Annotated in this window: 15 protein-coding genes; 10 read left to right on the top strand and 5 right to left on the bottom strand. The window is 63.0% G+C overall.

What is annotated here, in order from left to right; genetic code table 11:
• Positions 1-16: 16 nt before the first annotated feature.
• From EOD43_RS15470 to EOD43_RS15450, 5 genes are all read left to right on the top strand, one after another.
• On the top strand, positions 17-445 hold the full coding sequence (locus tag EOD43_RS15470; protein ID WP_127744944.1) for an organic hydroperoxide resistance protein: 429 nt from the start codon (positions 17-19) through the stop codon (positions 443-445).
• Between the two features lie 37 nt (positions 446-482).
• A complete protein-coding gene (locus tag EOD43_RS15465; RefSeq protein ID WP_127744943.1) occupies positions 483-1232 on the top strand; it encodes an SDR family oxidoreductase in 750 nt (249 codons plus the stop codon).
• Between the two features lie 96 nt (positions 1233-1328).
• Positions 1329-1979, top strand: coding sequence for a response regulator transcription factor (locus tag EOD43_RS15460; protein ID WP_127744942.1), 651 nt, complete (start codon positions 1329-1331; stop codon positions 1977-1979).
• An 82-nt stretch (positions 1980-2061) separates the two neighbouring features.
• Positions 2062-2424 (top strand): response regulator transcription factor, encoded by a 363-nt coding sequence (locus EOD43_RS15455; protein WP_127744941.1) that lies wholly within the window; start codon positions 2062-2064, stop codon positions 2422-2424.
• 35 nt (positions 2425-2459) lie between these two features.
• Positions 2460-4475, top strand: a complete 2016-nt coding sequence (locus EOD43_RS15450) for a sensor histidine kinase (RefSeq protein ID WP_127744940.1) — start codon at positions 2460-2462, stop codon at positions 4473-4475.
• On the opposite strand, the gene EOD43_RS15445 is transcribed toward EOD43_RS15450, so the two are convergent.
• The 4 genes from EOD43_RS15445 to EOD43_RS15430 all read right to left on the bottom strand — a co-directional run bounded on the left by EOD43_RS15445 (position 4472) and on the right by EOD43_RS15430 (position 7026).
• A complete protein-coding gene (locus tag EOD43_RS15445) occupies positions 4472-5440 on the bottom strand; it encodes an oxidoreductase (protein WP_206363570.1) in 969 nt (322 codons plus the stop codon). The two genes, EOD43_RS15450 and EOD43_RS15445, sit on opposite strands and share 4 nt — an antisense overlap.
• Positions 5441-5444: 4 nt before the next feature.
• Positions 5445-5624: a hypothetical protein gene (locus tag EOD43_RS15440; RefSeq protein ID WP_127744939.1), complete on the bottom strand. Its 180-nt coding sequence runs from the start codon at positions 5622-5624 to the stop codon at positions 5445-5447.
• Positions 5625-5792: 168 nt separating this feature from the next.
• A complete protein-coding gene (locus EOD43_RS15435) occupies positions 5793-6257 on the bottom strand; it encodes an Rrf2 family transcriptional regulator (protein ID WP_127744938.1) in 465 nt (154 codons plus the stop codon).
• Between the two features lie 88 nt (positions 6258-6345).
• Entirely contained in the window at positions 6346-7026 is a 681-nt protein-coding gene (locus EOD43_RS15430) for an alternative oxidase (RefSeq protein ID WP_127744937.1), read from the bottom strand.
• A gap of 163 nt (positions 7027-7189) precedes the next feature.
• On the opposite strand from EOD43_RS15430, the gene EOD43_RS15425 reads away from it, so the two are divergent.
• From EOD43_RS15425 to EOD43_RS15405, 5 genes are all read left to right on the top strand, one after another.
• Positions 7190-7567, top strand: coding sequence for a group III truncated hemoglobin (locus tag EOD43_RS15425; RefSeq protein ID WP_127744936.1), 378 nt, complete (start codon positions 7190-7192; stop codon positions 7565-7567).
• 21 nt (positions 7568-7588) lie between these two features.
• Positions 7589-8803 carry an NO-inducible flavohemoprotein gene (gene hmpA / locus EOD43_RS15420; RefSeq protein ID WP_127744935.1) on the top strand — a complete coding sequence of 405 codons (1215 nt, stop codon included), beginning with the start codon at positions 7589-7591 and terminating at the stop codon, positions 8801-8803.
• 10 nt (positions 8804-8813) lie between these two features.
• A complete protein-coding gene (locus tag EOD43_RS15415) occupies positions 8814-9155 on the top strand; it encodes a TehB family protein (protein ID WP_127744934.1) in 342 nt (113 codons plus the stop codon).
• Between the two features lie 53 nt (positions 9156-9208).
• The gene (locus tag EOD43_RS15410; protein WP_164857259.1) at positions 9209-9505 is read left to right on the top strand and encodes a hypothetical protein; all 297 of its coding nucleotides are present in this window, start codon (positions 9209-9211) and stop codon (positions 9503-9505) included.
• Positions 9506-9721: 216 nt separating this feature from the next.
• Positions 9722-12820: a sensor histidine kinase gene (locus EOD43_RS15405; protein WP_164857258.1), complete on the top strand. Its 3099-nt coding sequence runs from the start codon at positions 9722-9724 to the stop codon at positions 12818-12820.
• On the opposite strand, the gene EOD43_RS15400 is transcribed toward EOD43_RS15405, so the two are convergent.
• Positions 12817-13449 (bottom strand): response regulator, encoded by a 633-nt coding sequence (locus tag EOD43_RS15400; protein WP_127744931.1) that lies wholly within the window; start codon positions 13447-13449, stop codon positions 12817-12819. The genes EOD43_RS15405 and EOD43_RS15400 overlap by 4 nt on opposite strands.
• Positions 13450-13668: the final 219 nt, after the last annotated feature.

The following is a 13668-nucleotide window of genomic DNA, read 5'->3' as shown; positions in this document are numbered from 1 at the left end:
CTCGAAAGGACACATCATGACCACGAAGATTCTGTACTCGACCACCGCCCGCGCCAATGGCGGCCGTGACGGCAAGGCGGAGACCATCGACGGCGCCTTCGCTGTCACACTCGGCACGCCGAAGGAATTGGGCGGCAACGGCCAGGGCAACAATCCCGAACAGCTTTTCGCGTCGGGCTATGCCGCCTGCTTTTTGGGCGCGATGAAGTTTGCGGCGGCGCAGAACGCATCGCTGCCCCGCGTTCCGGCGGACACCACCGTCGAGGCGACCGTGGGCATCGGCCCGCGCAGCGACAAGGGCTTCGGCCTGGCCGTCAAACTCGTCATCGCCTTGCCGGGCATCGATCGCGCGGACGCAGAGGCGCTCGTCGCCGAAGCCGACACGATCTGCCCATACAGCCATGCGACCCGCGGCAACATCGACGTCGCCATCACGGTCGCGTGATCCCGGCGCGCCCTGCATCCCACAATCGAGGTGAACCATGAAAAGTCTTGAAGGCAAGATCGCCGTCATCACCGGCGGCAATAGCGGCATCGGCCTTGCGACCGCCCAACTCTTCGCGTCGGAAGGCGCCAGGGTGGTGATCACCGGTCGTCGCAAGGACGCTCTCGACGACGCCGTACAGTCGATCGGACCGGATGCTCTGGGGATTCAGGGCGACGTCGCCGACATCGAGCACCATCGCGAAATTGCACAGGTTGTCCATGATCGCTTCGGCGGCGCGGATATCTATGTGGCCAATGCCGGCATGAATCTGATCACGGCTTCCGGGCAGGTATCGGAAGCCGAATATGACGCGCAGTTTGCGACCAACGCGCGCGGTATATTCTTCGGCGTGCAGAGTATCACCCCCGTGCTACGCGACGGCGCGTCGATCATCCTCGTCGGCTCGCTCGCGAGCGAAAAGGTTCTGGAGGGGCACGCGGTCTATGCTGGAACGAAGGCCGCGATTGGCGCCTTCGCCCGAAGCTGGGCGCTTGAGTTCAAGGAACGCGGAATCCGGGTGAACGTGCTGAGCCCCGGCCCGGTCGAAACCGCGATCCTCGACAAGATGGGCATCGCCCCCGCCGACCGCGCGGCCTTCATCGAAGGTTTCGCCTCAGCGATCCCACTCGGGCGCTTCGGTCAGCCCAGTGAACTCGCAGATGCTGCGCTGTTCCTGGCATCCAACGCCAGCAGCTTCGTCACCGGCATCAACCTGCGCGTCGACGGCGGCATGGCGCTCCTCTGAACACAGCGACGCCACTTGCTCTACGAGGGGATCGGTATCATTCCGCGACACTGCACATTGCAAGCGCGTCCCAAACCAAAACGGGGATGAGATAAGATGAGCAAGGCAGACACCACGGAAACACCACCCCTCGTCCTGATCGTCGATGATGATGAGGAGGTTCGAGAAGCCATACGCGAATTGCTTCTGTCCGTGGGACAACAGGCGATCTGTTACGGTTCGACGCGCGAACTTCTCGACGCGCCATGTCTCGACCAGGCCGCCTGTCTCGTCCTCGATGTACGCATGCCGGGATCGAGCGGTCTGGACTTGCAGCAGCGGCTCGTCGCGGGCGGCATGAGTACGCCGATCGTTTTCCTAACGGGGCATGGCGACATTCCGATGTCGGTGCAGGCTATGAAGGCCGGTGCCATCGATTTCCTCACGAAGCCGGTGCGCGATCAGACGCTGATCGACGCCGTCATGCTCGCGATCGAACGCGACACCGCGCAACGCGCCAGTGCGCAGGCGATCCAACAGCATGTCGATCGCTACGCAACCCTCACCGCGCGCGAGACGCAGGTGATGCGCGAGGTCGCTCGCGGCCGGCTGAACAAACAGATCGCCTACGATCTCGGCATCAGCGAAATCACGGTCAAACTCCACCGCGGCAATCTGATGAAGAAGATGCAGGCCGGCTCGGTCGGCGAACTGATCCGGGCTTGGGAGGCCCTGCCCACCGGCCTGCGCGAGATGCGGCCAACCTAGACCTTGGTATGGTTATAATTTCGCGTCGATCGCGGGACACCGGCTTCAGGCCAGCCCTGTGCTGAAATGAGGCTCGAACAGTTTGTCCAGAGTTCCTGCTGTCGCAATCGTTGACGATGACGAAGCCATCCGTGAAGCCTTGGAGGATTTGATGGTGGTTGAGGGTTTCGACTGTCAGGCCTTCGACGGCGCCGCCGCCTTCCTTGCCGACTATGATCGCACGCACTTCGATTGCCTGATCACCGATGTGCGGATGCCGGGGATGAGCGGGATCGAACTACTCGAATATCTGCGATCGCTGGGGTCGCGTCTGCCCGTCATTGTCCTGACATCGGTCATCGATGAGCAAAGCCGTGCGCGCTCGCTCGCGCTTGGCGCGAAGGCGTGGCTGACCAAGCCCGCCGCCGAAAATGTGTTGCTCGGCGAACTGCGCAGGGCGATCTGAGCCGTGATCTGCGCCCGCTCCACGGAGGCTGGAGAATGACGATCTCGAGGCCCGATACGATCGCCGCGCGAAGCGATCTGCACATCGCCGATCTCGCGACGGAAAGCATCGTCATCTTCGATCAGGATGGACGCGTCCGTTACTGGAATCCCGCATCCGAGGCGCTGTACGGCTGGCCATCGCTCACCATGATCGATCAGAATATCGATGCCATCACGAAGCGGAATGGCGAGGAGCCGATGCACTGGCCTCTGCTACTGCAGGAAGGCGTCTGGCGCGGGCGGGTCCGGCGTCGCCATGTTTCGGGCGCGTCGATCATCGCTGACATCAGGCAATATGTCCGTTTCCACGCGGATGGCTCCGCCGGCGAAGTCATCGAATATGGGCGCCGCGCGCCGTCCGGTGAGGAGAGCGATCGCGACGACTGGAACATTCCCGATCGGCTGATGGCCGCAAGCTGGGAAATCGACATGTCCGCCGCACGATCCCTGATCGAGGCACATGCGACTGAAGGCAGCCCGCCTGAAGCGCTGGCGATCGATATCGTGACCGCGCTGCGCGTCATCGACGTCAACGAACGCACGGCGCGGCTCGTCGGCGGGAATCGCGGTCGGGCGGTGATGATCGGGCAGTCCGTTGCCAAATTCTGGCCGATCGAAAGCCGTGCCATCCTCGGCGAACTGGTGATCGAAGCGGTAGCGGCGGGCGTGCCGGGGCACACCGTCAAACGCCAACTGGCATCCGATGGTATTCTGCGCGATCCGATCGTCACCTTATGGCTCGGCGACAAGCCCGACCGTATTTTCGTCGCGGTCAACGGCACGGCCGACGATGACCGATCCTATCTCTATCTGCGTGCCAGCGAGGCGCGCTATCGCAAGCTCATCCACTATATGCCGACCGCGCTGCTCCAGGTCGACGCCAGCCATATGGGCCGTATCTACGCCCAGATAAAATCCAGCGGGGTCGAAGATTTCGGGCGCTATCTCGACGATCATCCCGAGCTTCTGGACCTTGCGAACGAGACAGTGACGGTGACGGACGTCAATCGCCGCGCGGTCGACATGTTCGGCGGGGACAATGCGCTCGATCTTGCTGGACCGGTCGGCTTTCTGTTTGCAGCCAATCGGGCCACGTTGAAAAACGTGATGGTCGGCCGCTTCAACGGCCAGCCGAGCCACAGCGAACTCACCAAGGTCCGCACATTTGACGGCCGGATTCTCGACGTCCAGCTGTCCGTGACCTACCCGATCCCGCCGCGCGAACTGGATGTCACGATCTTCAGCATCCAGGACGTGACCGCGCAGCTTCAGATCGAAGCGCAATTGCGCCAGCTACAGGCCGATTTCACGCACGCCGCGCGGATATCGACGCTGGGCGAACTGACCACATCGATCGCACATGAGGTCAATCAGCCCCTCGCCGCCATCCTCACCAACGCCGAAACCAGCCTGCGCTGGCTCTCAAAAGACGATCCCGATCTGGCCAAGGTCGCGCAACTGACGACGCGGATCGTCGCTGGTGCGCAGCGCGCGAACGGCATCGTCCAGCGTATCCGTGGCATGGCCACGAAGCATCAGCCGGAGCGGACCAAACTCGATATCAACGAAGTGGCGCAGGAAGCGTTGATGTTTCTTCGCCACGAGATCGAGACGCGCGACATCCGCATCGCGACGACGTTCGCGCATCGCCTGCCCAAGGTCACTGGCGATCGCATCCAGCTGCAACAGGTGATCGTCAATCTCCTGCTCAACGCTATTCAGGCCATGACGGCGGCACAGTCGGCCGACTGCGCCATTGCGATCGCCACGACCACGGACGGCAATGGTGGCTTGTCCTTTTCGATCCGCGACAGCGGCCCCGGTATTCCCGCCACCGACATCGATAGGATCTTCGAGGGATTTTTCACCACCAAGGAAGGCGGCCTCGGCATCGGCCTGGGCATCTGCCAGTCGATCATCATGGGGCATGGCGGCCTGATCCACGCCCTCAACCACCCGGAGGGCGGCGCCGAATTCCGTTTCAATCTTCCTTCTGCGTCGAGCAACTAGCCACCGATCGTCATGCCCGTCCAATGTTCGGAAATCGCCCAAAGGCGCTCGGCCGCTTCGTCGTCGGCCGCCCAGGCGGCGACCCCCTTGCGCCCGATTTCGGACTGGTTGATCCCTGCAATATCGCAATCCTCGCAATAGACGCCGCCCATTCCCGCCAGCATCGGGCTGGTCGCGCACCACAATTGGGTGGCGGCGCCCTGCTCCACCGTTTTCATGCCGAGCTCCGGGTCGACCCGCGGCTTGCCATCGGCATCGCGCGCATCGAAGCTATCGATCTCCTCGGTCGAAAGATGCCGCGCGAGATCGGTCAATATCTGCCCCGGATGCAACGAGAAGGCTCGCACGCCAGCCGCCGCGCCACGCCGGTCCAGCCCGCGCGCGAACAATGCATTCGCGGTCTTCGACTGCCCATAAGCGACCCATTTATCATAGGCGCGGATACGAAAATCGATGTCGTCGAACATCACGGGCGCGATCTGGTGGCCGCGCGACGATACCGACACGACACGGCCCGCACCGGCCACGAGCGCAGGCCATACGGCACAGACCAGCCGATAGTGCCCGAGGTGGTTGACCGCAAACTGCCCCTCATGCCCGTCGGCATCGCGGAATAAAGGCGTCGCCATCACGCCGGCACTGTTGATCAGGATCGACAGCGGCTGCCCCGTCTCCAGAAAGTCGCGGGCGAAGCGCACGATCGAGCCGGGATCGGCAAGGTCCATCTCCGCAAGCGTGATGCCCGCTTGCCCCTCAAGCGCCGCGCGCGCCTTCCCCACGTCGCGCGCAGGCACGATCACCGACGCGCCGGCCCTTGCCAGTGCCAGTGCGCTGACCAGACCCAGGCCCGAATAGCCGCCGGTCACGATGGCCGTGCGACCGGCGAGATCGATACCCGCCATCACGTCGGCGGCGGTGGAAGCCGGCCCGAAGCCGGACAGGATCGGAGATTGCGGGGTCATCATGGGATCAGCTCCATTTGTAGGAACAGGACGCGCGCAGCGTTCGCGTCCAGCGACTGACGAGCAGGGCAAGGCCGGCGAGCAACGCGCCGGACAGGCCAGACACCATCACCGTCACGGTGATCGCATGCGCAAGTTCCCTGAACCGGCCCTCACCGATATCGAGCAAATGGATAGGGTCGATCATCGTCGGCTCTCCCGATCAGGCAATTTCAAACTGCTTCATGGTCGGCGACGGATCGGCCGCATCCACGATCGTGAGATAGCGGACATCGCCGCCGAGGTGTTGAGCGCGAAGGAATAATGCGACCATCCCGAAGTCTAGGGTGGCCTGCATCTCGATATGAAACGCACCTCAAACCGAGGGCGTGACATCCTTGATCTTGTCCTCAAGCGTCCTGAAATTGCCGAACAGCCCCCGCAGGTCCGCGCGCCGGCTCAGCACATCGGCAAGGGTGTAGCGATCGAGCACCGCCAGAAAGGCGCGCGTCGCTTCATTGAGGATGCGGGGCAGCGTGCAGGCCGGGGCGACGATGCATGAACTGCAGTCGACAAGGTCAAAGCCCGTCTCGGTGTGGCGCACGATCTCACCGATCGAAATCTCATCCGCCGGCCGGCCCAGCCGCAGCCCACCATTGCGACCGCGCACCGTTTCCAGAAACCCCGCCTGGCCGAGATCCTGAACGACCTTCATCAGATGGTTGCGCGAGATGTCATAGACATGCGCGATCTCGGCAATCGAGGACAGATCCCCCTCGTCGCGCGCGCCGACATGCAAGAGAACCCGCACGGCATAATCGGTATAGCGGGTCAGTTGCACGCGAAACTCTCTCCCTGGTCGATGGCACGGACAAGGCGGCCCGGCTGATGCCGAACCGCCCTGGCTTCAGGATATAGGTCAATCCGTATCAGGCCGCGATCCTGACGTCCGCGGCATGTTCGGGATAGGGCGCGATGGTGCCGGCAGTCTGCCCGTTCAGCTCGTCTGCGAAGCCATGATTGACGTCGCGATGATGCGCTTCGTCGGCACGCACCACCAGCACCACGTCGCGCAGCGTCGCATCGGCGGGCAGCTTCCAATAATGGAGCGCTATCGCAGGCGCGGGGCCATTCGCAATCTTGCCCGCATCGATCGCCTGCAGGAAGTGGGTGTAGCTGATCACTGCCTCTTCCTCGAAATAGCCGACGACGCGGTGCGCGACGCGCGGGGCGACCAGGTAGAGGCCGAAGAACGCGCAGTAGAAACCTGCCTGCACCAGCAGGATCAGCAGCCGTTCGAAGGCATTGGGCTGCGCCACCTTGATGAAGGTCATCAGGTGCATCCGCTCATTCTCCGCCTCCTCCATCAGGGTGCGGATCCAGCCATTGTCGTCGGTCATCCGGCGCAGGCATTTCAGGTGGGTCAGCGTCGCCCCCACCATGCCCGGCACAGCGGCGACCGTCTCGATCACGATGGCACGGTGGCCGTGACGCTGCTGGAACAGCAGGTCGGCGAAGAAGCGCATCGTCTTGGTGAAACCCCAGGCGATGCGATCGCCCGCATCCTGCGGGCGGCGATGTTCGATGCTCACGGCGACATGGTCAATCATCTTGCGTCTCCCTGATCAGCGGCGCGTCACAGCGGCGAGTCGCGGAAAAGATGCACTCCAAATACTCCTTCACCGGAACCGCCACAACATAAAAGATGCAGTTGACATACATATTTTAGAATCCGAATTAACAGGCATTGAAAATGCATCTTTGGAGTCGGCCATGAGTCCGATCATCGAGGAAGGCGCGATCCGCGCGCTGGTTGAAGCTTTTTACGAACGGGTTCGCGCCGATCCGCTTCTCGGCCCGGTGTTCGGCGGCGCCGTCCACGACTGGACCGATCATCACGCGCGGCTGACCGATTTCTGGTCGTCGGTGATGCTCACCACCGGCCGTTACAAGGGCAATCCCGTCGCGCTGCACATGCTCCACGCCGACGCCATGACGCCCGATCGCTTCGCGCGCTGGCTCAGCCTGTGGCGCGAGACGAGCGAGGAACTGCTCTCTCCCGCCGCGGCGGCCGCGGTGCAGGCCAAGGCCGCCCGCATCGCCGAAAGCCTGCAACTCGCCATTCAGTACCGGCGCCCCGCCGCCGCCTGATCATTCCCAAAGGAGACTCTGATGCCCCAGCCGCTCACGCCTGCCACGATCGCCATCGTCAAGGCGACCACGCCCGCCATCGCCGAACATGGCACCGCCATCACATCGGCTATGTACGCCCGTCTGTTTCAGGACGAACATATCAAGGCGCTGTTCAACCACGCCAATCAGGGCGAAAGCGGGATGCAGGTTCATGCGCTTGCTGCCGCGATCCTGGGCTATGCGCGCAACATCGACAATCTCGGGGCGCTCGCGCCGGTGGTCGAACGGATCGCCTACAAACATGTCGGCTACCACATCCTGCCCGAACATTATCCCTATGTGGCGAACGCACTGCTCGCCGCGATCAAGGATGTGCTGGGCGACGCAGCCACCGATGAGGTTCTGGCCGCGTGGGGCGAAGCCTACTGGTTCCTGGCGGACGTCCTCAAAGCGCGCGAGGTGGTGTTGCGCGACGAGATTCAGGCCGCGCAGGGCGGGTGGAACGGATGGCGCCGCTTCGTCGTCGCTGACAAGATCCGGGAAAGCAGCACGATCACCTCGTTCATCCTGCGTCCCGAAGATGGCGGCCCCGTTTTGCGGCACAAGCCCGGCCAATATCTCACCTTCCGCCTGAAGCCGGCTTCCGCGCCCGATCTCAAGCGCAACTATTCGATCTCGTGCGGGCCGAACGGCGAATATTATCGTATCTCGGTGAAGCGTGAGGCCGATGGGCAAGGCGGGTCGCGCTTCCTCCACGACCACGTCCATGTCGGCGACGTTCTGGAGACCACGCCGCCGGCCGGCGATTTCTTCCTGCCCGAAGATCAGCAGCGGCCGATCATCCTGCTGTCGGGCGGCGTCGGGCTGACCCCGATGGTCAGCATGGTGGACGCGGTCGCGCGCGACCACTCGGGGCTGGAGGCGCACTATATTCACGGCACGATCAGCAGCGAGACGCACGCGCTCGACGATCATGTGCGGGCGCTGACCACCACCTGCCCTTCGCTGCGTGTCGCGACCTTCTACAGCGATCCGCTACCGTCCGATGTGATCGGCGAAAATCACGACGGGCAGGGTTTCGTGCCGATCGAATGGCTCCAGGCCAACACGCCGCTGCTCGATGCCGACATCTTCCTGTGCGGACCCAAGCCGTTCCTGCGCGCCTTCGTCAGCGGCCTTGCACTGGCGGGCGTGCCGGCAGCCCGCATCCACTACGAATTCTTCGGCCCCGCCGACGAACTGCTCGCGGCATAGGAGACGAACAATGGCTCAGATCGAAAAAGCGGCCACCCAACGCCACATTCCCGGCAGTGACACCGCCCCGCCATCGCAGCCCTATCGGTCGTCGCCGGTCTTCACCGAGGCGACCCTGCCGCTGGCGCTCCAGCACGATCACCGCACGAAACGCGGCGTATGGGGCGTCATCCGCGTGCTCGAAGGCGCGCTGCTCTATTGCCTGGAGGATGGCAGCCCGCCGCGCATCCTCCTGCCCGGCCGACCGGGTATCGTCCGGCCGGATGAACCTCATCATGTCGAACTGATGGGACCTATGCGGATGCGGGTCGACTTTTTCGACCACGAGCCGACGCTTCTCGAAGATGGTTAACCCTCTGGAAGCTTTCTCGTTTTAGGCACGCAACGAACCGATTGGAGCAGAAAATGTCTCTTTCCATCAGTGCGATGCGCAACATAGCCTTTCCCACCGGATATAGCGGCCCCGCCCGGCAGAAGAGCGACGAAAGCGGTTTCGACCTCGCCCTGGCGGAACTCAAGGAATTGGCCAGCAAGACCCCGGCGGAACGTGCCCGCGACGCTGTGCTCAAGCGCCACGGGCTCGACGAGAAGTCCTATGCGGAAATGCCGGAGGACAGCCGCAAGCTGCTCGAACGCGAAATCGCCGAAGCCGTGCAGCGCGCCATCCAGACCAAGGATCAGGCGACCACCCGTTTCGCCTGACGGGAACACCCGGCCGTCCGCATGTAACTGGGTCAGCAAGATACCGATCATACGAAAGGTTAGGGTCATTAATCTGAACGGCTCTCCTGCCGCTCGATCGCATGACGCATCCGGGAACCCATGCTATTGAACGCGTGCATGTGAAGCGGAGCATCGGTGATCCATGCTGCACAGCCGATGGCGCCAAATCTGGCGAGTGCGAGCAAGAGGACCGGGGTGGTTTCAGGTGATCTGGCGGATCGATGTTCGATAGCGCGGCTTGCGCTCGTCTTATGTCTGTCGACGTTCCTCGCCCCGTGCTTTTCCACCATCGCCGCCAGCACGACGCCGACCATCGCCACGGCTTACACGCATCAGAAATGGAACCGCGAGCGCGGTGCGCCGAAACAGATTTTCGGCATCGCCCAAGGGAAGGACGGCTATCTCTGGCTCGCAAGTGGTGAGGGTTTGTACCGCTTCGATGGCGTCCGTTTTGACAGAATACAGCCTTCCGGCCCGGCCATTCACGGCGCTCCATCTGCGGTCCTCGCCACCCGCAACGGCGATGTCTGGACCAATTATGATCAGTCGCATCGGTTCGCCATCTATCGTGGCGGCCGGCTGACGCTCGCCCCGCCCGCGCCGGTCACGCACCGCGTGGTCAAGATGGCGGAGGCGCCCGATGGCACCATCTGGGTTCTGAACGATGGCGAGGATGATCCCCTGTTGCGGCTCAAGGACGGACGTTGGACAGTCTATGGATCACGCCAGGGAATTCCGGTCGACAACCCTTTCGATCTGGTGATCGCGCAGGATGGCACGCTCTGGCTGTCGCATGGCCTTGCCGTCTTTCGGCTGCCCCCAGGCGGCACCCGCTTCGAACGATATTTTAGCCGGGATAATTCGATCGCCCGGCTGGCGATCGATCCGGCCGGGCGCATCTGGATCAGCGAGACTTTTGGCAGCTATCCGATCACCGGGCCGAACGGTCGCGGTGCCCCGCCGCCCCTTCGCCACGCCTATCAAACCGATCGTCCCCAGATACGAGGTTTCTCGCTGTTCGATCGTGCGGGCAACCTCTGGATGGCGACCGAATATCGCGGGGTTCAACGCGTGGCGAAACCCGATCCGCGCGGCGCGCCAAATCCCGAGGCTGCGGCAGCCGCGATCGAAAGCTTCACGACGCGTGAAGGCCTGTCTTCCGACGTTACCGAACGCGCTTTCCAGGACCGGGAGGGCAATGTCTGGATCGGCACCGAAAAGGGCTTGGACAAATTTCGACCGGCAACGGTGACGAACGAGCCGGGGCTGAACGATCCGCATGTCTTCGGCGATCAGTTGCTGGCGGCACGCGACGGCACCGTCTTCATCCTGCAGTCGCGAACCGTTTACAGCGTCGCTTCCAACGGCAACCCCACCGCCTTCCTGACGACCAGGGTTAAGCCGACAACGGTGTGCGAAGCGCCCAATGGCGACATCTGGATAGCCGTCCACACACGCATCTCGATATGGCGGAATGGACGCAACATCGGATCACGACCGGATATTCCGACCGATATCACCGTCTATGACTGCGCCTTCGATGCCGCAGGCAATTACTGGATCAGCGCGGCAAGGGGCGGACTGTTTCGGCTACGCGGCCAGCATTGGGAGCGGATGTTCGGCGAAACCTCGCCGCAATTTCGTCCCCGATCGATGATCGCCGACGCGCAGGGCAAGATCCTGATCCAGTGGAACAACCGCGAACTGCGCTTCGTGGGCGATCGCCCCGGCCCCGCCATCCTCCACCCTTTCCGCATCGACGATCCCGAGCCGGTCAGCCTCTACGCGCCGCCCGCCGTGCTAAGCCGTGCGCACTTCTACGCCGGCGGCCCCGATGGCGTCGCCCGGATGATAGACGGGCACTGGCAGATCATTCGGAAGGATCGGCTGCCCCAGCTCATCGGCGTGAACGGCATCATCGTTACGGCCAATGGCGATCACTGGTTCACAGCAAGCGGCGGTATAATCCATCTGAAGAAGGCGGAGGCCGAACGCGCCTTCGCCGATCCCGCCTACCGCCCGAAGGCCGAGATATTCGACGAGGATTCGGGCCTGAAAAGCCTTCCGCACAGCCGAAGCCGTCACGCGATCGTGCAGGGGGGCGACGGCCGGCTCTGGATCGCTACGCAGGCCGGTAGTGTCTGGATCGATCCCGACAATGTCGTCCGCAATCCCCACCCGCCCAAGCTCGCGATCGGCATGGTGCGAACCGACAGCCAGCTTTACCGCGATCCAACCCATGTCCGGCTGCCTGCGGGGCAGGGCAAAGTGGAAATCGACTTCGCGGTTCTCAGCCTCTCCAACCCCGGTCGCGTCAGCGCTGAATATAGGATGGAGGGTCAGGATGACCGCTGGATCGACAGCGAAGGACGGCGCCAGGCTTTTTACACCAACCTCCCGCCTGGCCAGTATCGCTTCAGGCTGAGGGCCGCAAACGAAGATGGCGTCCGCAGCCCCGATGAGGCCAGTGTCCTGATCGAGGTACCGCCGACCTTCTTCCAGTCGATATGGTTTCTCTTCATCCTCGCGCTGGTAGCGCTCGGCCTGCTGTGGGCCTTGTTGCGTTTGCGATCAGCGCAAGTCGCGGCCCAGACCCGCACTTCTCTGGAACAGCGGCTGATCGAACGCGAACGCATCGCCCGCGATCTGCACGATACTCTGCTGCAGGGAATTCAGGGCCTGATCTTCCGCATCCAGGCGGTCGCGGATCGCATGACGCCGGGCGGTGACGATCGGCGCCTGCTCGACACCGCACTGGACCGGGCGGACGAGCTGGTGATACGTGGGCGAGACAGCGTGCGCGATCTTCGCATGAACGGCGACGGCAACGACCTTCGACGCGTGATGCAGACGGCGGCCGATGGCGCATTGCTCGACGAAGCGATCGCGGTTCGCTTCGTCGAGGCGGGCCTGCCCCGGCCGATCCATCCGCTAGCGCTGTCCGAGATCAAATTCATCACGGGCGAGGCGCTGTTCAATATCGGCCGTCATGCAGGCGCGTCCGCGATCGAGGTAGCCACCACTTATGGTCGGCGCATGCTCCGGCTCCGGATCCACGATAACGGGCGCGGCATCGACGCCGACATCATCCAGAAGGGCGGCAAGGACGGCCATTACGGCCTGTTGGGCATGCGCGAACGTGCGGAGGCGATCGGCGGGCGGCTGATCGTTCGCAGCGAATTGGGCGGAGGCACCGAGGTGATCATCGAGGTGCCGAGTAAGATCGCCTATGAGCGCAGTTCGCGCCGCACCGCGCTCTGGCGGCGCATTCTTGCGCTCCGTGGTCGCCTCTAGATGTCGAGGAAACCCCGGCGCGTTGCGATCATGGCGGCCTGGGTTCGATCCGAAGCATCGAGCTTCAGGAAAGCACTCTTCAACACCACCTTGACGGTTTCTGACGAGATGCCCAGATCGGCCGCAATCTCCTTGTTGGTGAAGCCTGCGGCGACGAGACGCATGACCTCTACCTCACGCGCATTGAGGTGATCGCTGGCGGGGTTTTCCTCCAACTCCCTGAGCACCTCCGCCTGGATGAACCGATTGCCCGCATGTACGCGCCGGATCGCGTCCAACAATTGGGTGCGAACCCCGCTTTTCAGCAAATAGCCGCTCGCGCCCGCCCGCAGCAGCGCGCTTGCGGGCACGTCGCCTTTATAGGTCGTCAGCACGATGATCCGCGCGTCGGGGAACTCGCCGCGGATGGCCACGACCGCGTCCAGCCCGTTCATGCCGGGCATCTGCAAGTCCATCAGCGTGATATCCGGCGCAAGATCGCGATAGCGGATCAAGGCTTCCGCGCCATTCGACGCTTCGCCGCACAGCTCGATATCGGACTGATGCTCAATAAGTGCTGAAATACCGTCCCGCAGAAGCGGGTGATCATCGACGACCAATACTTTTATTGGCCGATCTCCACTTGCCATCGTTACGACACCCCCTCCTGGGTTCGGCGCCCCTAATCTAGCCGCGCGCGGCCGCAGAGGCGATGAATTAATATTTTGTTTCGCCACCCACATGGGGATTTCCAAGGCTTCACTTGCCGATGAAAGTGGAGCGGCGCGTCGCAATGTTCGCAGCGTGCGGTGACGGCGATAGGGACGTGGCCTCAGGCGCTTTCCGCTATCGCTGGCGAGAGGGGTAGG

This window comes from Sphingomonas crocodyli (assembly GCF_004005865.1).
Lineage (GTDB): Bacteria > Pseudomonadota > Alphaproteobacteria > Sphingomonadales > Sphingomonadaceae > Rhizorhabdus > Rhizorhabdus crocodyli.
This window is presented reverse-complemented; position numbering and strand designations above follow the sequence as displayed.